Here is a 23,298-nt window from a genome sequence, read left to right as displayed (position 1 = left end):
CATATTTTATTAAAAAGACTGACAAAAATTTGTCAGTCTTTTTTAATTATCTACTTTCCATTGAAATATAGTCTCGTTTTTGAGCACCTTGATAAACCTGTCTTGGTCTTCCGATTGGGTCTCCCTTCAGTCTCATTTCTTTCCACTGAGAAATCCATCCCGGCAATCTTCCTAATGCAAACATCACTGTAAACATATCAGTCGGAATTCCTAAAGCTCTATAAATAATTCCTGAATAAAAATCTACATTTGGATATAATTTTCTTTCTACAAAATAATCATCTTCCAAAGCTACTCTTTCCAGTTGCATTGCAATATCCAGAGCTTTATCGTCAATACCTAAAGCATCTAAAATATCATCCGCAGCCTTTTTAATGATTTTCGCTCTCGGATCAAAATTTTTGTACACTCTATGCCCGAATCCCATCAAACGGAAATTATCTTCTTTATCTTTAGCTTTTGCTACATATTTTGCAACATCTCCCCCATCTTTTTCGATCAATTCCAGCATTTCGATCACCGCTTGGTTTGCACCTCCATGAAGTGGCCCCCAAAGTGCAGAAACTCCCGCAGAAATAGAAGCAAAAAGACCGGTATGAGCAGATCCTACCATTCTTACTGTAGAAGTAGAACAATTTTGCTCATGATCCGCATGAAGAATTAATAATTTATCCAGAGCATTCACAATCACAGGATTCATTTCAAAATCTTCGTATGGAAGCCTGAAAGCCATTTTGTAGAAATTCTCTACATAGTTAAGGTTATTATCTCCATGATTTAAAGGTAATCCTTGTTTTTTTCTGTAAGTCCATGCACAGAGGTGAGAAAATTTTGCAATCATTAACTCTGCTGCGTGATCCAGATCTTCTTTGGAAGTAACATCTACAGCTTTTGGATTGAATGCCGTAAGTGCAGAAGTAAGCGAAGATAAAACTCCCATCGGATGTGCAGAACGAGGAAAAGCATCCATTATTTTCTTCATTTCCTCAGCTATGAAATTATATTCTTTAATATTATTTTCAAATTGCTCAAACTGTGACTTGTTTGGTAACTCTCCATGAAGAAGAAGATACATCACTTCTGTAAAGTTTGATTTTTCTGCAATTTGCTCAATTGGGTACCCTCTATAGAAAAGTTCTCCCTGATCTCCATCCAGGTAAGTAATTTCACTCAGAGTAGCACCCGTATTTTTATATCCTAAATCCAAGGTGATAAGTCCGGTCTGATCTCTCAGCTTCGAAATATCTATTCCGCGATCACCAATTGTGCTGTCTACAATAGGATACTCATAAGAATTTCCATCATAGTTCAATACTACTTTATTATCTGACATTTTTTTGAAAATTTTTGCTAAATATAAGGAATTAGTGTGAAAAATCAAATCTGATTTAAATTATGTAATCATTAAAAATTTCTATTAAAAAAAATCACAAATTATCCTCTGAACACAATCAGACTTAAATCCTTAAAAACCTGATATACAGAATCAAAAAAGCACCTGAATATAATTCAGATGCTTTACTTACTATTTTATATTTTCTTATCTTTTAATTTTAAAGGCATCCAAACCTGGGAAAACCGCAGTCTCACCAAGAGCCTCCTCTATTCTTAAAAGCTGGTTGTATTTTGCCATTCTATCAGAACGTGAAGCAGAACCAGTCTTGATCTGACCACAATTACAAGCTACTGCTAAATCTGCAATAGTAGCATCTTCAGTCTCTCCGGAACGATGAGACATTACAGAAGTATACTTATTATTCTGAGCCATTTGTACAGCATCCAAAGTTTCAGAAAGTGAACCGATCTGATTAACTTTTACTAAGATAGAATTCGCTGTATTTTCTTTAATTCCTCTGGAAAGTCTTTCTACGTTTGTTACAAATAAATCATCTCCTACTAATTGTACTCTGTCACCAATTTTATCGGTAAGCATTTTCCAACCTTCCCAGTCGTTTTCGTGCATTCCGTCTTCAATGGAAATAATTGGATATTTATTTGCTAATTCAGCTAAATAAGAAACCTGCTCGCTGCTGCTGAATTGTGCAGAATCCGGAGTCTGGAATTTTCTGTAATCGTAAATTCCGTCTTTGTAAAATTCTGAAGCAGCACAATCTAAAGCGATCATCACATCATCACCAGGTTTGTAACCTGCTTTTTCAATAGCTTTAAGCAAAGTATCTAAAGCATCTTCCGTTCCTGTAAATGTTGGAGCAAAACCACCTTCATCACCTACTGCAGTAGACAAACCTCTGGAATGAAGAATAGATTTCAAATTATGGAAAATTTCAGTTCCTTTTCTTAAAGCATGAGAAAAAGAATCCGCCTTTACCGGCATTACCATAAATTCCTGAAATGCAATCGGAGCATCAGAGTGAGAACCTCCATTAATTACATTCATCATTGGAACAGGAAGAGTGTTTGCATTTACACCTCCAACATATTTATAGAGTGGCATTCTCAATTCTGTAGCTGCAGCTTTTGCAACAGCCAAAGAAACTCCAAGAATTGCATTTGCACCAAGATTTCCTTTATTATTAGTCCCATCCAAATCGATCATAATTCTGTCAATAAGATTTTGATCGTAAACCGGAAGTCCGATAATTTCGGGAGCGATTACTTCTCTTACATTTTCGACAGCCTTCAAAACTCCTTTTCCTAAAAATTCCGAACCTCCATCACGAAGTTCTACTGCTTCATGTTCTCCTGTAGATGCTCCAGAAGGAACAGCAGCACGACCCATCGCTCCGCTTTCTGTAAAAACATCTACCTCAATTGTAGGATTTCCTCTGGAATCCAGAATTTGTCTTGCTTCAATGTAAGAAATGTAACTCATTGTTTTTTATTTTAAATTTGGTGCAAAATTAATTATTTTTAAAATAAATTTAGAGAGATTTGCATACTATTTTAGTATAATTTTTGATGAGTTAATAAAAACTTAATATTATGAAAAAAATACTTTTATCCGCAGCGTTATTTTCCGCAATAATAGCCTGTAAAAAATCAACGGATAGTAATAAAATTGTGACTTCGGAAGGAACTTCAGAAAAAACAGTCACCAACGATAATGGAAAAATAGAAACACGAATTTCTCAAACCTATAAAGGAACGGATGGAACCAGAGCCGGAGTTGAAATTGTAGACACTCCTAACGAAAAAACGATGACAATTCAGGCCAACGGTAAAAAATTTCAGCTGGACAAAAAAACTGAAACTTTATATGAAAGAAATGGAGTAAAGGCTGAAATAAAAGGTGATTCTGTTTTTATTATCCAAGGTGATAATGTGATTCCTTTGGTAAAGGATTTATAAAAACAAAAACCGTTTCAAAAAATTTTGAAACGGTTTTTTATTTATCTGAAAAAATCTTAATTATTCCTCAGTTTTTTCCTCAGCTGCATCAGCTTTTGGTTCTTCAGTAGCTTCCGATTTTGGTTCTTCTGCTTTAGGAGCAGCTTCTACTACTGTAGTTTCAGCTTTTTTAGGAGCAGCAGATCTTCTGCTTCTTCTTGTTGCTTTTTTCTCTTCAGCATTTGGATTGTAAAGCTCGTTGAAATCTACCAATTCGATAAGAGCAGTATCAGCAGCATCGCCCGGACGGAATCCAGTTTTGATGATTCTTGTATATCCTCCATTTCTTTCAGCAATTTTTGGAGCAACTGTTCTGAAAAGTTCAGCAACTGCTTCTTTATTCTGAAGATAAGAGAAAACTGTTCTTCTGTTATGTGTAGTATCTTCTTTAGCTTTAGTTAAGATTGGTTCAACATATACTCTCAAAGCTTTCGCTTTAGCAACAGTAGTGTTGATTCTTTTATGCTCGATAAGAGAACAAGCCATATTAGAAAGCAATGCGCTTCTGTGAGAAGCCGTTCTTCCTAAGTGATTGATTTTTTTACCGTGTCTCATTGTTAATTAATTATCAGCGTCAAGTTTATATTTTGCAACGTCAAAACCGAAGTTAAGACCTTTTGAATGCACTAATTCTTCTAGTTCTGTCAAAGATTTCTTACCGAAATTTCTGAATTTCATCAAATCAGACTTACTATAAGAAACTAACTCTCCAAGAGTTTCAACTTCAGCAGCCTTCAAGCAGTTAAGAGCTCTTACAGAAAGATCCATATCTGCTAATTTAGATTTAAGAAGTTGTCTTGTATGTAAAGTTTCTTCATCGTATTGGATAGATGCTTTTACAGCTTCAGTTTCAAGAGTAATTCTCTCATCGGAGAATAACATGAAATGATAAATCAATATCTTTGAAGCCTCTGTTAAAGCATTTTGAGGACTGATAGAACCATCAGTTTCAATATCCAGAATCAATTTTTCGTAGTCTGTTTTTTGCTCTACACGATAATTTTCAACTGCATACTGAACTTTTTTGATCGGGGTAAAAATAGAATCAATAGCAATAGTTCCCATTGGAGCATTGTTTGATTTATTTTGTTCAGAAGGAACATACCCTCTACCTTTCTCAATATTGAAAGTAATTTCAAAATTTACATCTTTGTTCAGGTTGCAGATTACCAATTCAGGATTCAAAACTTCAAATCCGTTCATTGATTTTCCTATATCACCAGCAGTTATAGTATTTTGTTTAGAAATTTTAGCTGATACTTGCTCATTTGCTTGATTTTCAGCTTTGGCTTTTAGTCTTAATTGCTTAAGGTTAAGTATAATTTCTGTAACATCTTCGATAACTCCCGGAATGGTTGAAAACTCGTGCTCTACACCTTCAATTTTGATAGACGTAATAGCATATCCTTCAAGAGAAGAAAGAAGTACTCTTCTCAAAGCATTACCGATGGTAAGCCCAAAACCTGGTTCCAAAGGTCTGAATTCGAACTGACCTTTGAACTCATCAGAGTTTAAAAGAATTACTTTATCGGGTTTTATGAATTGTAAAATTGCCATGTTATTTGTTAGGTTGAGCAAAAATTTATTAATAAATTATTTAGAGTAAAGTTCGACGATAAGCTGTTCCTTAATGTCTTCCGGAATTTGGATTCTTTCAGGAGCATTAATGAAGGTACCTTCTTTTTTCTCGTCATTGAACTGTAACCACTCGTAATTTGATTTTGAAGCTAAAGCATCAGCTACAACTTCCAAAGATTTAGACTTTTCTCTAACAGCAATTACATCTCCTGCTTTCAATAGATAAGAAGGAATGTTTACGATTTCACCGTTTACAGTGATGTGTCTGTGAGAAACCAATTGTCTTGCAGCAGATCTTGTTTTAGCAAAACCAAATCTGAAAACAACATTGTCCAATCTTGATTCACAAAGTTGTAAAAGAACTTCACCTGTTACACCTTTGCTTCTGTGTGCTTTATCAAACAAATTAGCAAATTGTCTTTCAAGAATACCATAGGTATATTTTGCTTTTTGTTTTTCAGCAAGCTGAGTTGCATATTCAGATTTCTTAGCTCCTCTTCTTTTGTTAGGACCGTGTTGTCCTGGTGGTTGGTTTTTTCTTTTTTCGAAGTTTTTATCACTTCCGTAGATTGCAGCACCAAACTTTCTGGCAATCTTAGTTTTAGGTCCAATATATCTAGCCATAATGGTAATTTCTAAAAATTAAACTCTTCTTCTTTTTGGTGGTCTACATCCGTTGTGTGGCATTGGAGTCACATCAACGATTTCACTAACTTCAATTCCTGAGTTGTGGATAGATCTGATTGCAGATTCTCTACCTGCACCTGGACCTTTCACGAACACCTTCACTCTTCTGAGTCCTGCTTCATGTGCAACTGCAGCGCAGTTTTCAGCAGCCATTTGAGCGGCGAAAGGAGTATTCTTTTTAGAACCTCTGAAACCCATTTTACCGGCAGAAGCCCAAGAGATTACCTCTCCGTTTTTATTGGTCAAAGAAATAATAATATTATTAAAAGATGCCTGGATATGTGCTTCTCCAATAGCTTCTACTTTTACTTTTCTTTTTTTAACTACTTTTGTTTGTTTTGCCATAATTCCTAACGATTATTTACTTGCTTTTTTCTTGTTAGCAACAGTTTTTCTTCTTCCTTTACGGGTTCTAGAATTATTTTTCGTTCTTTGGCCTCTTAAAGGTAATCCCAGTCTGTGACGTATTCCTCGTTGGCATCCTATGTCCATCAATCTTTTGATGTTCAATTGCACTTCAGATCTTAGTTCTCCTTCTACTTTAATGTTTTCAGAGATGTAATTTCTGATTGCAGCCAATTCATCGTCATTCCATTCGTTGACTTTCTTGTCTTCGCTGATACCGGCAGCTTTAAGAATTTCAGAAGCAGTGCTTCTTCCGATTCCGTAGATGTAAGTTAAACCGATAACGCCTCTTTTGTTTTTTGGTAAATCAATACCTGAAATTCTCGCCATAATTTAATTTTAGCCTTGTCTTTGTTTAAATTTTGGGTTCTTCTTGTTGATTACGAAAAGTACACCTTTTCTGCGTACAATTTTGCAATCAGCACTTCTTTTTTTAATTGATGCTCTAACTTTCATTTGTTCTATTTTAATGTTTCTTTAGGACAAATGGAATCTTGCGATTTCATTTTAAATGATTTTATAATTTCAAAATGCAAACGTCTCTAAAAGAAACGTTTGCTTTTAATATCTAAAAGTTATTCTTCCTTTTGTAAGATCATAAGGAGACATTTCCAATCTCACCTTATCTCCGGGAAGAAGTTTAATGTAATGCATTCTCATTTTACCGGAAATATGAGCAATAAGCACATGACCGTTTTCCAGCTCTACACGAAACATGGCGTTAGAAAGTGCTTCCACAATCACGCCATCTTGTTCAATATGTTTTTGTTTTGCCATTTATCTTATTAATAGTTTGATGTTCTCGATAATTTGGATTGCATCAAGCCATCGTAATGATGATTCAGAAGATATGTATTAATTTGCTGAACCGTATCAAGAATAACCCCAACCATGATTAACAGTGAAGTTCCTCCGAAAAATAGAGCAAAAGCATCCGTCTGAACAAAGCTTCCATGCACTATCGCCGGAAGGACTGCAAAGATAGACAAAAATATTGCACCCGGCAAAGTTATTTTTGATAAAATATCATCCAGATAATCAGCTGTTTCTTTTCCAGGTCTTACCTTTGGTACTAAGCCTCCATTTCTCTTTAAATCATCTGCCATTTGGTTTACCGGAATGGTAATAGCAGTATAGAAAAATGAAAAGATTATAATTAATAGGGCAAATAATACATTATATTGCCAGCTAAAAACGTTTTTGAAACCTGCAAGAAAAGTATTGGACTCATCTACTTTCGTTAATAAACCAGGTACGAACATCAATGCCTGTGCAAAGATAATTGGCATAACTCCAGCTGCATTAACTTTTAATGGAATCCATTGTCTTGCTCCCTGCATAAGGTTTCTATTTACACCACCTCTTGCTTGAGCTCTGCTAACATACTGAATAGGAATTTTTCTAACAGCAACAGATAATACTACTGCTAAAAGAACAACCAACATCCAGAATAATATTTCAATAAGAATCATGATCGATCCCATTCCTTCTTTTCCATTCTGTACAGCAACTTCTTGGATAAATGCTTCAGGCAATCTGGATAAGATACCAACCATGATAAGAATGGATATACCATTTCCTATTCCTTTGTCAGTAATCTTTTCTCCTAACCACATCGCAAATACCGAACCTGCAACCAAAATTACAATACTTGGTAGCCAGAACATGATAGAGTTTGGTTCTACATAATATGCAGATTGAAACTGAGTATATGGTAAAAACAATTGAGTAATAGATGTTAAATAAGAAGGTGCTTGTACTAAACAAACCCCGATAGTTAACCATCTTGTAATTTGATTCAATGTATTTCTACCTGACTCTCCATCTTTCTGAAGCTTCTGAAGATAAGGAATAGCCATCCCCATTAGCTGAACAATAATAGAAGCAGAAATATAAGGCATAATACCTAACGCCATTACAGAAGCATGACTGAAAGCTCCCCCTGTAAATGACGAAAGCAAGCCAAGGAGACCTGCTCCTTGCTTGTTACCGCCTTGATTTTTATAATGCTCTAATAGATCTCCTACTTCAGCAAGGTTAATCGCCGGAATAGAAACATGAGATGCGAATCTATACACGAGTATAATTCCAAGAGTATAAAGAATTTTATCTCTAAGTTCTTTAAGACTCCAAATATTTTTAAGTGTTTGTATAAATTCTTTCATTTAGTAAATATTATAGAGTAATTGCTTTTCCTCCTGCCTTAGAAATTAATTCTTCAGCAGATTTAGTGAATTTATCCGCAGAGATTGAAACCGCAGATTTCAATTCCCCTCTACCCATAACTTTCACTAATTCGTTTTTAGAAGCTAATCCATTTTCTACTAAAACTTCTTTAGTAATATCTCCTGTCAAGGATTTATTTTCTATTAAAGTTTGGATAGTATCCAGATTGATAGCTCTAAACTCTTTTCTGTTTACGTTTTTGAAACCGAATTTAGGTAATCTTCTTTGTAAAGGCATTTGACCTCCTTCGAAACCGATTTTTTCAGAATAACCAGCTCTTGATTTTTGACCTTTATGCCCTTTTGTTGAAGTACCTCCTTTACCACTACCTTGTCCTCTACCAATTCTTTTAGAGTTATGTGTAGATCCTGCAGCAGGTTTTATGTTATTTAAATTCATTTTTTATAAAGATTTGAGATTTAAAGATTGAGATTTGAGATTAAAGAGAAATTTCTCTAATCTCTTATCTCATTATCTATTGTCTATTTCTGAACTTCTACTAAATGACTCACTGCAGCTATCATACCTAAGATAGAAGGAGTAGCTTCGTGCTCTACAACTTGGTGAAGTTTCTTAAATCCTAATGCTTCAAGCGTTCTCTTTTGGGTTTTTGTTCTTCCAATAGCGCTTCTTACTTGCTTTACTTTAATTGTTGCCATTGTTTTAATATTAACCGTTAAACACTTTACTTAAAGAAACTCCTCTCATTCTTGCGATTTCTTCTGGTCTTCTGATATCCAATAACGCTTTGAAAGTAGCTTTCACCACGTTGTGAGGGTTAGAAGATCCTTTAGATTTTGAAAGGATATCGTGAATACCTGCAGATTCCAATACCGCTCTTACTGCACCACCGGCAATTAGCCCGGTACCATGAGAAGCTGGTCTTAAGAAGATATCTGCACCACCATATCTTGCAGTAGTCTGGTGAGGAATGGTGTGATTCATTACAGGAACTTTTACAAGGTTTTTCTTAGCATCTTCTACTGCCTTAGCAATAGCAGAAGCTACCTCTTTAGATTTTCCTAAACCGTAACCGATTACACCGTCTTCATTACCTACTACTACGATAGCAGAAAATCCGAAAGCTCTACCTCCTTTGGTTACTTTTGTTACTCTGTTTACAGCTACGAGACGATCTTTTAATTCTAATCCTCCCGGTTTTACTCTTTCTATATTATCTAGTCCTAACATATTTTCCGAAATTTTAATGATTAGAATTTAAGTCCACCTTCTCTCGCACCATCAGCAAGAGCTTTTACTCTACCGTGATATACGAATCCGTTTCTATCAAACACTATACTTTCAATTCCTGCAGCGATAGCTTTAGCAGCGATAGCTTTACCTACAGCAGCAGAAACCTCAGTTTTTGTACCCTTAGCATCTACACCTTTCTCTCTTGAAGAAGCAGAAGCTAAAGTTTTTCCACTGTTATCGTCGATTAACTGAGCGTAAATTTCCTTATTACTTTTATATACAGATAATCTTGGCAATTCAGAAGAACCAGAGATTTTCCCTCTTACTCTTCTTTTTATTCTATTTCTTTTTTCTAATTTACTTAATGCCATTTTCTTATAATTTATTAAGCAGATTTACCAGCTTTACGTCTAACATTTTCACCAACGAATCTTACACCTTTTCCTTTGTACGGCTCAGGTTTTCTGAATGAACGGATCTTTGCAGTTACCATTCCAAGAAGTTGCTTGTCGTGAGACGTTAAAGTAATAATTGGATTTTTACCTTTTTCAGTCAATGTATCAACTTTTACTTCACCTGGAAGTTCTAATACGATACCGTGAGAGAATCCTAAAGCCAACTCAAGTTTTTGTCCTGAGTGAGAAGCTCTGTATCCTACCCCTACTAATTCTAGTTTCTTTTCGAAACCTTCTGAAACACCAACAACCATGTTGTTGATGAGCGCTCTATATAAACCGTGAAGCGCTTTGTGTTGTTTAGAATCAGATGGTCTGCTCATAGTAAGCTCTCCATCTTTTTGTTCTAAAGTAATTCCTCCTGTAAGTTCTTGAGAAAGTTCTCCTTTCGAACCTTTTACAGTTACAACACCATCTTTTTCAGTGATTGTAACTCCTGAAGGAATTGTTATAATTGCTTTACCAATTCTTGACATTTTCCTTTGATTAAAAATTAATAAACATAGCAGATTACTTCACCGCCTACTTTTTCTTCTCTAGCTTTTTTATCTGTCATTACTCCTTTAGAAGTAGAGATAATAGCTACACCTAAACCGTTAAGTACTCTTGGAAGTTCAGCAGAACCTTTGTACTGTCTCAAACCTGGTCTAGAAGCTCTTTGGATAGACTTAATAGCAGGTTTGTTGGTTTGTTTGTCATACTTTAAAGCGATTTTAATCGTTCCTTGAACAGAGCTATCTTCAAACTTGTAGTTTAAGATATACCCTTGATCAAACAAGATTTTAGTAATCTCCTTTTTGATTTTCGATGCAGGAATTTCCACCACTTTGTGGCCTGCGCTTTGTGCGTTCCTTACTCTTGTTAGGAAATCTGAAATTGGATCTGTTACCATTTTTCTATTTTAAATTATTGGTTAATGGCAGTTAGTTTTGAAAACAGAAACAAGAGCTAAGAACAAAGAGCCAAGATTTGCATCTTTACTCTTTACTCTTTTTTCTTTTATCTGATAATCAACTTTTCTACCTCGATTATTCTAAATTGTTACCAACTGGCTTTTTTAACTCCCGGGATAAGACCTTGGTTTGCCATTTCACGGAAAGTTACTCTGGAAATACCGAAAGTTCTCATATATCCTCTTGGTCTACCTGTCAATTTACATCTGTTGTGTAATCTTACAGGAGAAGCATTTTTAGGTAATTTTTGAAGTGCTTCATAATCACCCGCTTCTTTTAAAGCTTTTCTTTTGTCAGCGTATTTAGCAACTAGTGCTTCTCTTTTGCGCTCACGCGCTTTCATTGATTCTTTAGCCATTTCTTAGTTCTTTTTAAATGGTAAACCGAAGTGAGTTAATAATGCTTTAGCTTCTTTATCTGTTTTCGCAGTTGTAACGAAAGTGATGTCCATCCCTTGGATTTTTTTCACTTTGTCGATTACGATTTCAGGGAAGATAATTTGCTCAGTAATACCTAAGTTATAATTACCTCTACCATCGAATCCGTCTGCTTTAATTCCAGAAAAATCTCTAATACGTGGTAATGCAGAAGAAGTAAGTCTGTCTAAGAATTCATACATTCTGTCAGCTCTTAAAGTAACTTTTGCACCAACTGGCATCCCTTTTCTTAGTTTGAAAGCTGCTTCATCTTTCTTAGAGATAGTACCTACAGCCTTTTGACCAGTGATGTTAGTTAATTCTTCTACAGCATAATCAATGATTTTTTTGTCTGCAGTAGCATCACCTAAACCTTGTGATACAACGATTTTTTCTAATTTAGGCACTTGCATTACAGATTTGTACCCAAATTCTTCCATCATTGCAGGAACAATTTTTTCTTTATATGCTTTTTTGGGTCTTGCTATATATTCCATATTGTTTCAATTATAAGGTTTCACCAGTAGTTTTAGCTACTCTTACTTTTTTATCTCCTTCTACTTTGTACCCAACTTTTGTAGCTTTACCGTTTTTATCGGTAAGTGCTACATTAGAGATATGTAGAGAAGCTTCTCTTTCTACAATTCCTCCTTGAGGATTAGAAGCAGATGGCTTAACGTGTTTTTTAACAATATTAACACCAGCTACAACCACTCTAGGATCTTTACCTTCTTTTCTTATCACTTCAAGAACTTCACCTTTACTACCTTTGTTTTTACCGGTAGTAACGATTACATTATCTCCTCTTTTTATTTTAACTTTTGTCATTTTTTCTTAAAATTTTAAAATTAAAGTACTTCAGGAGCTAATGAAATGATTTTCATATATTCTTTGTCTCTCAACTCACGAGCAACCGGTCCGAAAACACGGGTACCTCTCATTTCTCCTGCTGCGTTTAGCAATACACAAGCATTATCATCGAAAGAGATGTAAGATCCATCCTTTCTTCTTACTGCTTTTTTAGTTCTTACTACTACAGCTTTAGATACCTGACCTTTTTTAGCGTTTCCTGATGGTGTAGAATCTTTGATAGTAACTACGATTTTATCACCAACTGAAGCATATCTTCTTCTGGTTCCTCCCAGAACTCTGATAACTAATACTTCTTTAGCACCTGTGTTATCAGCAACTTTTAATCTTGATTCTGTTTGTAACATTACTTAGCTTTTTCAATGATTCTTACTAATCTCCATCTTTTATTCTTGCTTAAAGGTCTAGTTTCTTGGATAAGAACTGTATCTCCTTCGTTGCATTCGTTGTTTTCATCGTGTGCAGTATATTTTTTCGTTTTTAATACGAATTTACCGTACATCGGGTGTTTCATTCTCATCGTTTCACTAACAACAATGGTTTTTTCCATTTTATTGCTGGAAACAACTCCAATTCTTTCTTTTCTTAAATTTCTTTCCATTGTAAAATGAAATTATTGTTTGTTAGTTAATTCTGTATTTAATCTTGCGATCGTTTTTCTCAAATCTCTGATTTGGATCGGATTTTCAATAGGGCTAATTCTGTGAGCTAATTTCATTTTTGTATATTCAGCTTTAGCTTCAGCCAATTTGTTTTGAATATCTCCGGCGCTTAAATTTTTAATATCAGCTTTTTTCATTGTATTCAAAGATTATTGAGGTTTAACAAAATCGTTAGCAACTACAAATTTGGTAACTACAGGTAATTTTTGTGCAGCAAGCCTTAACGCTTCTTTTGCTACTTCGTAAGGAACACCTCCTATTTCGAACATTACTTTACCTGGTTTTACTACAGCTACCCAATATTCCACAGCACCTTTACCTTTACCCATCCTTACTTCGGCAGGTTTTTTAGTAATTGGCTTATCTGGGAAAATTTTGATCCATAGTTGACCTTCTCTTTTCATATATCTTGTAGCAGCGATACGCGCAGCTTCAATTTGTCTTGCCGTGATCCAAGCTCCTTCTACCGCTTTGATTCCGAAAGTTCCGTAAGCCAACTGATGTCCTCTGTTAGCATTACCTTTCATCTTCATCTTGTGAACTCGACGAAACTTAGTTCTTTTTGGTTGTAACATAATTTCTAAATTTTAGATTTTAGATTTTAGATTTTAGATTTTTTTATTTTAAAAAAGTAACGGTAATTTAAAATTCAAAATTTCTAATCTAAAATTTTTAATTATTATTGTTGTTATTGTTGCTTCTCTTAGGTCTTCTGTTATCTCTATCTCCTCTACCTCCACCTTGAGGTGCTTTTTTCTGTTGTCCTACTAAAGGAGAAAGTTCTCTTTTACCGTAAACTTCACCTTTCATAATCCAAACTTTTACACCTAATCTACCATAAGTAGTGTGAGCTTCAGCAATATGATAATCGATATCTGCTCTGAAAGTAGACAATGGAATTCTTCCTTCTTTGAAAGATTCGCTTCTTGCCATTTCAGCACCGTTCAATCTACCAGAGATTTGAACTTTGATACCTTCAGCACCCATTCTCATTGTACTTGCCATTGCCATTTTAACAGCTCTTCTGTAAGAAATTCTGTTTTCAATTTGCTTAGCAATACTATCAGCAACTAAAACTGCATCTAGTTCAGGTCTTTTGATTTCAAAGATGTTGATTTGGATATCTTTATCAGTAATCTTTTTCAACTCTTCTTTTAATTTATCAACTTCCTGACCTCCTTTACCGATGATAAGTCCCGGTCTAGCAGTAGTAATAGTAACTGTAACTAATTTTAAAGTTCTTTCAATATAAATTTTTGAAATACCACCTTTAGATAATCTCGCTTCAAGGTATCTTCTGATTTTGTAGTCTTCAGCGATTCTGTCTCCATAATCGTTTCCACCAAACCAGTTAGAATCCCATCCTCTGATGATACCTAATCTGTTACCAATTGGATTTGTCTTCTGTCCCATACCTTGATTAATTTTCTTTATTACCTAAGATTAATGTAACGTGGTTAGATCTTTTTCTGATTCTATACCCTCTACCTTGCGGAGCTGGTCTTAGTCTCTTCAATTGTCTTGCACTATCCACGAATATTTCTTTAACGATAAGGTTTGCTTCCTCAATGTCAGCTCCTTCGTTTTTCACTTGCCAGTTGGCAATAGCAGAAAGAAGTAATTTTTCTAATTTGTTAGATGCTTCTTTCTTAGAATATTTAAGGATATAAAGTGCTTTATCTACCTGCTCTCCTCTAATGATATCAGCAACTAATCTCATTTTTCTTGGAGAAGATGGGCAGTTGTTTAATGAAGCTTTAACAACGTCTTTGTTAGCTTCTTTTCTTGCGATTGCGCTATCTTGTTTTCTTGATCCCATGATTATCTGCTTCCTTTGTTTTTGTTACCACCATGACCTCTGAAAGATCTTGTTGGAGAAAATTCGCCTAACTTGTGACCAACCATGTTTTCTGTAACATATACAGGGATAAAAGATTTCCCGTTGTGTACAGCAATAGTTTGTCCTACGAAGTCCGGAGAGATCATAGATGCTCTAGACCAAGTTTTGATAACTGTCTTCTTACCAGACTCTATATTTGCCTGAACCTTCTTATCTAAAGTATGATGAATGAATGGTCCTTTTTTAAGTGATCTTGCCATAATTATTTTCTTTTAGATACGATGTAACGGTTAGACACTTTGTTTTTCTTTCTAGTTTTGTAACCTTTAGCCGGTTTACCATTTCTAGATCTTGGGTGACCTCCAGAAGAACGTCCTTCACCACCACCCATTGGGTGATCTACCGGGTTCATTACTACCGCTCTTGTTCTTGGTCTTCTACCTAACCATCTGCTTCTACCAGCTTTACCTGATACAGTTAATTGGTGATCAGAGTTAGAAACTGAACCAATCATTGCCATACATTCAGTAAGGATCATTCTTGATTCTCCTGAAGGCAATTTGATGATTGCATATTTTCCGTCTCTTGAAGTTAATTGAGCTGAAGAACCAGCGCTTCTTGCTAAAATAGCACCTTGACCAGGCTTCATTTCAACACAAGAAATTACAGTACCCAATGGAATATTTTTCAATTTCATTGCGTTACCTACGTTTGGTTCTACGCTGTCTCCTGAAACTACTTTCTGATCTACTTTGATACCATTTGGAGCGATGATGTATCTCTTCTCTCCATCTGCGTACTCTAATAAAGCGATAAATGCAGTTCTGTTTGGATCGTATTCTACAGATTTTACAGTTGCTTCAACGTTTGCTTTGTTTCTTTTGAAGTCAATAATTCTGTATTTCTTTTTGTGTCCACCTCCGGTGTAACGCATGGTCATTTTACCTGTTTGGTTACGTCCACCTGACTTTTTAATACCAACTGTAAGAGATTTCTCTGGTTTGTTAGTAGTAATTTCCTCAAAATTGTTAACAATTCTGAATCTCTGTCCCGGGGTGATAGGTTTTAATTTTCTAACAGACATTACTATTATTTATTATTGATAATTAATTTACAGCAAAAATATCGATAACCTCCCCTTCAGCAAGTTTGATTACCGCTTTTTTCAATTTGTTCGTCTTTCCTACTTGAAGACCTTTCTTTGTATATTTAGCAGAAACTTTAGGAGCATAAATCATTGTATTTACGTCTGCTACTTTTACACCGTAAGCTGCTTCTACAGCTTTTTTAATTTGGATTTTATTCGCCTTAGTGTCTACTAAGAAAGAATAAGAACCTCTTAAATCTGTAAGGTAATTAGCCTTTTCTGAAATTACTGGTTTAATAATAACTGACATGATTTATTTCTTTAAATTTTCCTGGAATTTTTCAACTGCACCTTCGAAGAATACGATCTCACCTGCATTTACTAAATCATAAGAACTGATTTCATTGAAGTTCATTACTTTAGTTTTAGGTAAGTTTCTTGAAGATAAATATACATTCTTATTAGCTTCAGGAAGAACGAATAAAGATTTTTTACCGTTAAGTTCCAATGCGTTCAATACACTGATGAAATCTTTAGTCTTAGGAGCATTAAGGCTCATATCTTCTAAAACTTTGATGCTATTATCTCTTAATTTCTGAGATAAAACAGATTTTTTAGCTAATCTCTTAAGAGCTTTATTTAATTTGAATCTGTAGTCTCTTGGTTTTGGTCCGAATACTCTACCTCCACCTCTGAAAACTGGAGATTTGATATCCCCGTATCTAGCAGAACCAGATCCTTTTTGCTTCTTAAGCTTTTTAGTAGAAGCAGTGATTTCGCTTCTTTCTTTTGCTTTATGAGTACCTTGTCTTTGAGCAGCAAGATACTGTTTAACTTCTAAGTAAACCGCGTGCTGATTTGGCTCAATTCCGAATACTGATTCGTCTAGAGTTACTTTTCTTCCGGTCTCTTTTCCTGATGTATTTAATACTACTAGTTCCATTTCTTGATAATTACATAAGAATTTTTAGCTCCCGGAACAGCACCTTTTACTACTAAAAGATTTTGTTCTTGATCCACTTTTAACACTTGAAGGTTTTGTACAGTTACCTGCTTACCTCCCATTCTTCCAGCCATTCTCATCCCTTTGAATACTCTTGAAGGGTCTGAACCAGCACCGATAGAACCTGGAGCTCTAAGTCTGTTGTGCTGTCCGTGAGTTGCCTGCATTACACCTCCAAATCCGTGTCTTTTAACAACACCTTGGAAACCTTTACCTTTAGAAGTACCTGTTACATCTACATACTCACCTTCTGCAAACATGTTTACCTCCACTAAATCCCCTACTTTTACTTCGTGTTCGAATTCATTTTTGAATTCCATCACTTTAGCTTTCGGAGTTGAACCAGCCTTTTTGAAATGACCAGCTAACGCTTTACCAACGTTCTTCTCACTCTTGTCATCGAAACCCAATTGAACAGCTACATAACCGTCAACTTCTAAGGTTCTGACTTGCAAAACCGGACATGGACCAGCCTGAATAACTGTACAAGGAATATTTTTTCCTTCTTCGTTAAACAAAGATGTCATACCGATTTTTTTACCAATAATACCTGACATTGTTTATATTATAATAAAATTTATCCTTTATTTATCACCATTTTAAAGAGGTTAAAGCAATTTCTACTTTTGATATAGGCATACTTCGCCCCTAAAATGAGTGTGCAAATTTATGGATAATTTTTAAACTGACAAATTTTCTTGTAAAATATTTTGATTTTTAGGCAATTAAAAAATCTTCCAAGTTTCCTTGGAAGATTTTCTTACCTATTTTTGAATAGATTAGTTTCTCTTGACTATTTGATTTTATCAACATCTAATTCATATCCTCCAAATTCACCTAATTCTTTATTTAAAGAATATTCACCTGCTTTAATAACATAAAAGCCATTTTCAGTATCCAATTCTAAATCTTCATCCACATAAAAAGTGGTATCAAATTCTCCTCCTAATGGTTTATCTAATGTAATATAAGCAGCATATCTTGATTCATCATCATTTTTTGTAGTAATTAAACCTGTATAAGCATATTCTTCTTTGTTTGCAGTTTTATCCCAAATTAAAACTACCCAAAATGCAGCCAATCTACAAATACCAAAACCACCATTGCAGTGTTTTGAAGCTCTCCCAAGATCAAATGCAAATCCGACTCCACCCCCACCTCTGTTAGTAGAAAAATCCTTACTTTTTTTATAACCTAAAGATGTAATATTACTTCTATCCAATTCTTTTTTTGGTGAAGAATTTTCATCAGCTCTATTACATGAAACAATCGTGAGAGCTGCAAACATTCCGATTGCTAATCCTTTTAATTTGTTTTTCATAAAGTATAAATATTTAATTGTTAAAAATAATTTATGCAAAACTATAATCCATATTCTTTTGAAAGAATACCATAAAAATGGTATTTTTGATTAATTTTAAATAGCAATCGTATTTTTGTCCATTTGACAAATAAATAATGAAAAACTTACTGAATTTATTTTTTATATTACTTATTGTTTCCTGCAATAAAGAAAAAGAACATCCTTATACTTTCTATTACTGGAAAACCAACTTATCTTTAAATAAAACAGAAGGCAGAGCTTTACAGCAAACAACAGTTCCCTATCTGTATACTCGCTTTTTCGATGTTGATAAAATCAATGGGAAATTCCAGTCGATTGCTGTTATTACAAAAGACAATAGTTTTCAAACTAATAAGCAGATTGTTCCGACTGTTTTTATAACCAATCAAACGTTCCTGAGCATTTCCGAAAACGAAATACTGTTTCTTGCAGAAAGCATTCATCATCTTATCAATAAAAAAAATTCAGAACTCCATCTGAAAACCAAGAATGAAATACAAATTGATTGCGACTGGACATCCGGAACAAAAGATGATTATTTTAAATTTTTGAAAGAATTAAAAAAGATTTCAGGAAAGGAAATCACCTGCACGCTCCGTCTCCATCAGGTAAAAGATAAAACTGAAACAGGAATTCCACCAGTAGAAAAAGTATATTTGATGTGCTACTCTACTTCTTCACCTTTAGAAAATTCAGATAAAAACTCTATTTTAGATGTTAGAACATTAAAAAATTATCTTTCTGAAATTGATAAATACCCCATCAAAAAAATAGATGTTGCTCTTCCGATTTATTCTTGGGGAATTATCACCAATCATCTTGGAAGACACAAACTCATCAATGCTATTTCCCAACAAGACTTAAATAACCCGAATTTTAAAAAGATTTCAGAAAATGAAGTAGAAATTCTAAAAGACGGATTCTATTTTGGCAACTATCTAAATAAAGGCTTCAGAATAAAGGTAGAAGAAATTTCTAATCATCAACTTAATGATGTTGTTGATTTTTTAGATAAAAAAATACATCATTATAGTATTGTATATTATCAATTAGATAGTAATTTTGTTAAAAACCAAAAATTTTAATCGATGAAAAAAATCATCCTTTCAGCTTCCATTTTATTTTTCGGGTTTCAAAATTCCAAAGCTTGTGCTTGGTACGATCCGGATTTTGAATATTTTGGACTTTTCACTCAGGAAATAATTCATAATAAAGAGTATGAACCTTTTCTACTTACCTATTCCAATGCTTTTTACGGAGATAGCGAAAAGAGAGATATTCCCGACGAAAATATAGAAGCATGGCAAAAGTATTTTAAAAATCAGCTAAATTACGATGAAATCAATGCTTTGGTAAAAATTATCGACATCAAACATCTCAATAATTTAAAGAAAGGAATTGTAAGCCATGATTTATTCAAAAAAACGAGCAAAGATTTTTACTCCAATTATAAAGAAGGGATAGATTATCTTATAGAAGCAAAATATTTGGAGCCATATATGAGATTTAGTGACGAAACTGTTTATAAAAATAATGACTATGACCATCCAATTACGCTGAAAAGTGCTTCTTCAATGAATTATGCCAAAACAGTTTCTGCACTTACTTCGCTATACACCGCCACAAAAAATCCGGAAATTAAGCTAAGATATGCTTATCAGTTAGTCCGTTTCAATCATTATACAAAGCACTACAAAGAAGCCATTCAAAGTTTTGACAAATTTGTAACGCCTGTGAAAGCAGATACTCCAATTTATTGGTACGCTCTTGACCAAAAAGCCGGCGCACAAAGAGGACTGAACATGAAAGACGAAGCCAACTGGAATTTTTTCCAAGTTTTTATGCATAGTCGAAACAAAAAAGAAAGTGCCTATTGTTCTATGTTTTTGGCGGAAGAAAAAGATTTCAATAAGTTGCTTTCAAAAATAAAAACACTGGAAGAAAAAAACATGGCGTATTTTCTTTTAGCTTACAATGATTACAGCAATCCGCTTCCTCAGATGCAAAAAATGTATGCCAATGATGCCGATTCTGAAATTTTGAAAGTATTAACAGCAAGAGCAATCAATGATTTGGAACGTAATTATCTGCCCATTTATCTCTATTGCAATAAAGATTGTGACAAAAAAGAGAAACGCCTGCCTATTTTTTCTCAAAGTATAGATTCAGAAGAGCAATCGAAAGACTATGCAAAAGAATTAGGAGCGTTTTTGGAAAAAGTAAGTCAAAACAGAAAAGATAGTTTTTGGCAAATAAGCAATGCGTATGTAAAATTTTTAAACAAAGATTATAAAGGAAGCCAACTTATTTTATCTCAGATCAAAACTTCTGATAAAGACTATCTTTCCGAAATTGAAAAGCTGAAAATGCTGAATGATATTGTTTCCCAACCTAAAATCACTTCCGCCTTTGAAGAAGAAATGATGAAAAAATACGGTGATTTCTTTGCTAATGATAAACAGAGAGGCAAATACGACTGGGAAACCTACCCAACTACCAAAGATTTTATTTTTGATATTCTTGCCAATCGGTATTTTCTGCAAGGTGAAGACGGAAAGTCATTTCTGATGAATAATACTTTATCTGATCTGCAATACAGCCCAAACTCTGCTTTGGTGAAAAGTGTAGAAGATTTTTATCGTAAAACCAATAAAAATTCTTTTGAAAAATTGATCGCTAAAAACCTGAATAATGTAGGAGACGTAGATTCTTTTTTCAATGTAATTTACGGAGACAGAGCCATGCGTTTAGCTGATTTTGAAAAAGCCAAAACCTATTATGAAAAAGCTCAAAATTTTACAGGAATACCAAGATCTGCCACTACTTACTGGGACGAGGCTACACAAACTGAAAAACCTTATGATTTTAAAAATAATTACAATGGTTTTAATAATATTTCGGAATTAGTTTTCGGGCATAACGTTTGGGAAAGTTTTGAAAGCAAACCCGAAGAAAGCATGAAGCCTGAAAACACTTCATTATTCCCTTTCATAAAACCAAAAATGAACAAGCTGGAATTAGCAAACGTCTTAATTCAGTTGAAAAAAATAGGGGAAGGCAATAACGAAAAAGCCGCAAAAGCCAATCAGTTAATCGGTAATCTACTTTACAATACTTCTATTTTAGGATATTTCCGTGAAATTTTTGTGATGGATATTGATAATTCTAATGGTCCTAAGTTTCACTTTTGGAATGAAAATTCTAATCCGTATCATTATTATTACAAAGATTTTGGAAGTAACAGCTATATAGAACCTGATAATTTTGATCTGGCTATCATTTATTATCAAAAGGCTTTAAATACAGCTAAAGATAAAGAACAAAAAGCCAGAATACTTTTCCAAATGGCAAGTGCGGAACAAGGAAAATACTACCAATGGGAAAATACCACCGATGATTCTTTGGATTGGAGCGATGCTAACTATTCTGAAAAAGAAAAAAACAGACAGAATCTTTGGGATAGAACAAAAAATGAAAAATACAGAACGTATTTCACGGAGCTAAAGAAAAATTATGCTCAAACACAAACTGCAAAAAGTCTGATGGGAAGTTGTTCTTATTTTAGCTATTTTATGAATAAATAACCCTTAAAAATAGTAAGAAATAAAAAATCCCGATTTTCAAGATTTTGAAAATCGGGATTTTATTTTAATTTATTTAATTTGAAGAAAATCCATCAATATTTTTTTCTGTAGTACTTGCCGTAACATACCAATTAAAACCATCAGAAATATATGTTCTACTACCCTTTTGCAAATCATAAGAAACATCACCTGTATACTCGCCAAAAGCATTTATATGAAAAATGCTTGCACCTCCATTCACACTTAAAGTAACCGGAGACAGTGTACTTGTCACAATAATTGTATACAACCTTCCTTTGGCTGTACTAGGATTAGGCAACATATATGTAGAATTAGTAGTAACAAATGCGTCTCCCATTACTATAGTATTTTGAAACGAGCCGAGACCGATTGTTGGAACAGCACTATCAGGATCTATTGCTACAGCCATGGAAGAAGTAGTAAATTGTGTAGTTGTAGAATTAGGATCAACCAATGGAGTCAAACTCAATTTTCCTCTATGCCACATTCCTGCATTCGCATCAGTAGATTGAATGGAATACTTTGAGGTTTGCGTTCCGGCTGTTAAAGATCCGATAAAAATACCCGTTGTATTGGTTATAGTACCTGTATTTATAATATTGCTCAGGTCTATACCTCTATAATTGGAAATATTCGCCGAGTTAGAATTTCTAATAAGCAATCCCGATGCAAAATTCGCAGCTCCAGAATCATTAGAAAAACCTGCAATCCCACCTGTAAGTGTTCCAATATTTGCAGCAGATCTACTTAAAATATTAATTGCTGATACTGTACCATTACTAGAATTTCTGTTTTCTGATACTGCAGTAAGAGCAAAAGTACCGGAATAACTATTCAAAGCCGGAGATCTGGATATTGCGTTTATTGCCAACACACTATTGTTCTTTGAAGTACCTGTATATGAAAAAGTACTTTGGAATAAACTCTGTGCATTATTTGCATTAGTAGTAGCGTTTTGTACAATTTGATCAGAAATAAAACCTGTAACATCATACATCTGAGATCCAACACTTTTTGCCGTAATAGCAGGTGTACTATTTAAATTGAAATGAATAGGAACTGTAGGAGATGCATCTCCAACTCCGATACTTCCATTTTCCAAAACAGTAAAAGTTTCTATACCTGAGGTATTATTGACTTCTAAAGATTTTGTTTCCGATGATTTTGTTACAATGTCAAGAGTAGCTGAAGGTGCATCTGTATTAATCCCAACTTGCGAATAAGAGATAATGGGTATGACAATAAATGCCACCACATTTAAGTTTAGCAAACTTTTTTTCATAAAAATATGTTTTTGTAAATTATTTTAGCATTACTTATGCTAATCTACTTATAGTAGATAAAAATTAAATTCTGAAAAATTATATAAAAAAAGGGGCAAAGCTGCTATTATGAGTAATCTCTTCCTTTTCATTTTCTTTCAGAAAAATATTCGCGCGAAAATACATGTAAAATTCAATTTACACAAATTATACATTAAATTTTAATATTTATAGAATAATTTTAAAAATAAAATATTTTTTTCAACAAAAAATACACTGAAGATAATTTAAAGATAATTTTAAAACATTGAATATTTCAAATAGATAAAACCTAAAAAGAAAAAATTTCCTAAAACAAAATA

The 23,298-nt window shown here is 34.0% G+C and carries 35 protein-coding genes; 3 read left to right on the top strand and 32 right to left on the bottom strand.

Going from position 1 to position 23,298, the window contains the following annotated elements; all coding sequences use genetic code 11:
• Positions 1–46: 46 nt before the first annotated feature.
• Both AC2A1C_RS12715 and eno read right to left on the bottom strand, forming a co-directional pair.
• Entirely contained in the window at positions 47–1,333 is a 1,287-nt protein-coding gene (locus AC2A1C_RS12715) for a citrate synthase (protein WP_484026136.1), read from the bottom strand.
• Between the two features lie 207 nt (positions 1,334–1,540).
• On the bottom strand, positions 1,541–2,833 hold the full coding sequence (eno, locus tag AC2A1C_RS12710) for a phosphopyruvate hydratase (RefSeq protein ID WP_484026134.1): 1,293 nt from the start codon (positions 2,831–2,833) through the stop codon (positions 1,541–1,543).
• A 110-nt stretch (positions 2,834–2,943) separates the two neighbouring features.
• On the opposite strand from eno, the gene AC2A1C_RS12705 reads away from it, so the two are divergent.
• Complete coding sequence (locus tag AC2A1C_RS12705; RefSeq protein ID WP_484026133.1) at positions 2,944–3,309, top strand: hypothetical protein; 366 nt, start codon at positions 2,944–2,946, stop codon at positions 3,307–3,309.
• Positions 3,310–3,369: 60 nt separating this feature from the next.
• Here AC2A1C_RS12705 and rplQ read toward each other — a convergent pair whose 3' ends face one another.
• The 29 genes from rplQ to AC2A1C_RS12560 all read right to left on the bottom strand — a co-directional run bounded on the left by rplQ (position 3,370) and on the right by AC2A1C_RS12560 (position 18,045).
• Positions 3,370–3,903, bottom strand: a complete 534-nt coding sequence (gene rplQ, locus AC2A1C_RS12700) for a 50S ribosomal protein L17 (protein ID WP_484026131.1) — start codon at positions 3,901–3,903, stop codon at positions 3,370–3,372.
• A 6-nt stretch (positions 3,904–3,909) separates the two neighbouring features.
• Positions 3,910–4,905, bottom strand: a complete 996-nt coding sequence (locus tag AC2A1C_RS12695) for a DNA-directed RNA polymerase subunit alpha (protein WP_484026130.1) — start codon at positions 4,903–4,905, stop codon at positions 3,910–3,912.
• A gap of 36 nt (positions 4,906–4,941) precedes the next feature.
• Positions 4,942–5,550, bottom strand: a complete 609-nt coding sequence (rpsD, locus tag AC2A1C_RS12690; RefSeq protein WP_484026129.1) for a 30S ribosomal protein S4 — start codon at positions 5,548–5,550, stop codon at positions 4,942–4,944.
• Positions 5,551–5,568: 18 nt separating this feature from the next.
• Positions 5,569–5,958 (bottom strand): 30S ribosomal protein S11, encoded by a 390-nt coding sequence (gene rpsK / locus AC2A1C_RS12685; protein WP_484026127.1) that lies wholly within the window; start codon positions 5,956–5,958, stop codon positions 5,569–5,571.
• A 12-nt stretch (positions 5,959–5,970) separates the two neighbouring features.
• Complete coding sequence (gene rpsM / locus AC2A1C_RS12680) at positions 5,971–6,348, bottom strand: 30S ribosomal protein S13 (protein ID WP_484026125.1); 378 nt, start codon at positions 6,346–6,348, stop codon at positions 5,971–5,973.
• Positions 6,349–6,357: 9 nt separating this feature from the next.
• Positions 6,358–6,474 carry a 50S ribosomal protein L36 gene (gene rpmJ, locus AC2A1C_RS12675; RefSeq protein WP_007839480.1) on the bottom strand — a complete coding sequence of 39 codons (117 nt, stop codon included), beginning with the start codon at positions 6,472–6,474 and terminating at the stop codon, positions 6,358–6,360.
• 105 nt (positions 6,475–6,579) lie between these two features.
• Complete coding sequence (gene infA / locus AC2A1C_RS12670) at positions 6,580–6,795, bottom strand: translation initiation factor IF-1 (protein WP_095072756.1); 216 nt, start codon at positions 6,793–6,795, stop codon at positions 6,580–6,582.
• 8 nt (positions 6,796–6,803) lie between these two features.
• Positions 6,804–8,183 (bottom strand): preprotein translocase subunit SecY, encoded by a 1,380-nt coding sequence (gene secY / locus AC2A1C_RS12665; RefSeq protein WP_484026123.1) that lies wholly within the window; start codon positions 8,181–8,183, stop codon positions 6,804–6,806.
• A gap of 10 nt (positions 8,184–8,193) precedes the next feature.
• The gene (gene rplO, locus AC2A1C_RS12660) at positions 8,194–8,643 is read right to left on the bottom strand and encodes a 50S ribosomal protein L15 (RefSeq protein ID WP_484026121.1); all 450 of its coding nucleotides are present in this window, start codon (positions 8,641–8,643) and stop codon (positions 8,194–8,196) included.
• An 83-nt stretch (positions 8,644–8,726) separates the two neighbouring features.
• The gene (gene rpmD / locus AC2A1C_RS12655; RefSeq protein ID WP_484026119.1) at positions 8,727–8,903 is read right to left on the bottom strand and encodes a 50S ribosomal protein L30; all 177 of its coding nucleotides are present in this window, start codon (positions 8,901–8,903) and stop codon (positions 8,727–8,729) included.
• Positions 8,904–8,913: 10 nt separating this feature from the next.
• Positions 8,914–9,435, bottom strand: a complete 522-nt coding sequence (rpsE, locus tag AC2A1C_RS12650; protein ID WP_047401284.1) for a 30S ribosomal protein S5 — start codon at positions 9,433–9,435, stop codon at positions 8,914–8,916.
• Positions 9,436–9,455: 20 nt separating this feature from the next.
• The gene (rplR, locus tag AC2A1C_RS12645) at positions 9,456–9,809 is read right to left on the bottom strand and encodes a 50S ribosomal protein L18 (protein WP_484026117.1); all 354 of its coding nucleotides are present in this window, start codon (positions 9,807–9,809) and stop codon (positions 9,456–9,458) included.
• Positions 9,810–9,823: 14 nt separating this feature from the next.
• Complete coding sequence (gene rplF / locus AC2A1C_RS12640; protein ID WP_484026116.1) at positions 9,824–10,369, bottom strand: 50S ribosomal protein L6; 546 nt, start codon at positions 10,367–10,369, stop codon at positions 9,824–9,826.
• A gap of 17 nt (positions 10,370–10,386) precedes the next feature.
• Positions 10,387–10,785 (bottom strand): 30S ribosomal protein S8, encoded by a 399-nt coding sequence (rpsH, locus tag AC2A1C_RS12635; protein WP_484026115.1) that lies wholly within the window; start codon positions 10,783–10,785, stop codon positions 10,387–10,389.
• 149 nt (positions 10,786–10,934) lie between these two features.
• Positions 10,935–11,204 carry a 30S ribosomal protein S14 gene (gene rpsN / locus AC2A1C_RS12630; protein WP_419868960.1) on the bottom strand — a complete coding sequence of 90 codons (270 nt, stop codon included), beginning with the start codon at positions 11,202–11,204 and terminating at the stop codon, positions 10,935–10,937.
• 3 nt (positions 11,205–11,207) lie between these two features.
• Complete coding sequence (gene rplE / locus AC2A1C_RS12625) at positions 11,208–11,759, bottom strand: 50S ribosomal protein L5 (protein ID WP_484026113.1); 552 nt, start codon at positions 11,757–11,759, stop codon at positions 11,208–11,210.
• A 10-nt stretch (positions 11,760–11,769) separates the two neighbouring features.
• Positions 11,770–12,090 (bottom strand): 50S ribosomal protein L24, encoded by a 321-nt coding sequence (gene rplX, locus AC2A1C_RS12620; protein ID WP_484026112.1) that lies wholly within the window; start codon positions 12,088–12,090, stop codon positions 11,770–11,772.
• Between the two features lie 20 nt (positions 12,091–12,110).
• On the bottom strand, positions 12,111–12,479 hold the full coding sequence (gene rplN, locus AC2A1C_RS12615; RefSeq protein ID WP_327610434.1) for a 50S ribosomal protein L14: 369 nt from the start codon (positions 12,477–12,479) through the stop codon (positions 12,111–12,113).
• Positions 12,479–12,733, bottom strand: coding sequence for a 30S ribosomal protein S17 (gene rpsQ / locus AC2A1C_RS12610; protein ID WP_002661338.1), 255 nt, complete (start codon positions 12,731–12,733; stop codon positions 12,479–12,481). Before rpsQ ends, rplN begins: the two co-directional genes overlap by 1 nt.
• A 12-nt stretch (positions 12,734–12,745) precedes the next feature.
• Entirely contained in the window at positions 12,746–12,931 is a 186-nt protein-coding gene (rpmC, locus tag AC2A1C_RS12605; protein ID WP_484026111.1) for a 50S ribosomal protein L29, read from the bottom strand.
• 12 nt (positions 12,932–12,943) lie between these two features.
• Complete coding sequence (gene rplP / locus AC2A1C_RS12600; RefSeq protein WP_484026110.1) at positions 12,944–13,369, bottom strand: 50S ribosomal protein L16; 426 nt, start codon at positions 13,367–13,369, stop codon at positions 12,944–12,946.
• 97 nt (positions 13,370–13,466) lie between these two features.
• Positions 13,467–14,207, bottom strand: coding sequence for a 30S ribosomal protein S3 (rpsC, locus tag AC2A1C_RS12595; RefSeq protein ID WP_484026109.1), 741 nt, complete (start codon positions 14,205–14,207; stop codon positions 13,467–13,469).
• A gap of 7 nt (positions 14,208–14,214) precedes the next feature.
• Entirely contained in the window at positions 14,215–14,613 is a 399-nt protein-coding gene (gene rplV / locus AC2A1C_RS12590) for a 50S ribosomal protein L22 (protein WP_050020604.1), read from the bottom strand.
• Between the two features lie 2 nt (positions 14,614–14,615).
• Positions 14,616–14,894, bottom strand: coding sequence for a 30S ribosomal protein S19 (gene rpsS, locus AC2A1C_RS12585; protein ID WP_002983209.1), 279 nt, complete (start codon positions 14,892–14,894; stop codon positions 14,616–14,618).
• A gap of 2 nt (positions 14,895–14,896) precedes the next feature.
• Positions 14,897–15,718, bottom strand: a complete 822-nt coding sequence (rplB, locus tag AC2A1C_RS12580; RefSeq protein WP_484026107.1) for a 50S ribosomal protein L2 — start codon at positions 15,716–15,718, stop codon at positions 14,897–14,899.
• Between the two features lie 22 nt (positions 15,719–15,740).
• On the bottom strand, positions 15,741–16,031 hold the full coding sequence (gene rplW / locus AC2A1C_RS12575) for a 50S ribosomal protein L23 (protein WP_484026105.1): 291 nt from the start codon (positions 16,029–16,031) through the stop codon (positions 15,741–15,743).
• Between the two features lie 3 nt (positions 16,032–16,034).
• Positions 16,035–16,664 carry a 50S ribosomal protein L4 gene (rplD, locus tag AC2A1C_RS12570; RefSeq protein WP_484026104.1) on the bottom strand — a complete coding sequence of 210 codons (630 nt, stop codon included), beginning with the start codon at positions 16,662–16,664 and terminating at the stop codon, positions 16,035–16,037.
• Positions 16,655–17,281, bottom strand: a complete 627-nt coding sequence (rplC, locus tag AC2A1C_RS12565; protein WP_484026103.1) for a 50S ribosomal protein L3 — start codon at positions 17,279–17,281, stop codon at positions 16,655–16,657. Before rplC ends, rplD begins: the two co-directional genes overlap by 10 nt.
• A 236-nt stretch (positions 17,282–17,517) precedes the next feature.
• On the bottom strand, positions 17,518–18,045 hold the full coding sequence (locus tag AC2A1C_RS12560) for a hypothetical protein (protein WP_484026102.1): 528 nt from the start codon (positions 18,043–18,045) through the stop codon (positions 17,518–17,520).
• A 137-nt stretch (positions 18,046–18,182) separates the two neighbouring features.
• Between AC2A1C_RS12560 and AC2A1C_RS12555 the strand changes: the two genes are divergently transcribed.
• Together AC2A1C_RS12555 and AC2A1C_RS12550 are read left to right on the top strand one after the other, a co-directional pair.
• Positions 18,183–19,154 (top strand): hypothetical protein, encoded by a 972-nt coding sequence (locus AC2A1C_RS12555; protein WP_484026100.1) that lies wholly within the window; start codon positions 18,183–18,185, stop codon positions 19,152–19,154.
• Between the two features lie 3 nt (positions 19,155–19,157).
• Positions 19,158–21,653 (top strand): hypothetical protein, encoded by a 2,496-nt coding sequence (locus AC2A1C_RS12550; RefSeq protein ID WP_484026099.1) that lies wholly within the window; start codon positions 19,158–19,160, stop codon positions 21,651–21,653.
• Between the two features lie 73 nt (positions 21,654–21,726).
• Here the strand turns inward: AC2A1C_RS12550 and AC2A1C_RS12545 are convergent, their stop codons facing one another.
• Positions 21,727–22,956, bottom strand: coding sequence for a hypothetical protein (locus AC2A1C_RS12545; RefSeq protein ID WP_484026097.1), 1,230 nt, complete (start codon positions 22,954–22,956; stop codon positions 21,727–21,729).
• Positions 22,957–23,298: the final 342 nt, after the last annotated feature.

It is taken from the genome of Chryseobacterium sp. HNCC26DJ241 (assembly GCF_057180505.1).
Note: the sequence above shows the minus strand (reverse complement) of the source record. Positions and strands in the feature narration are given on the sequence as shown.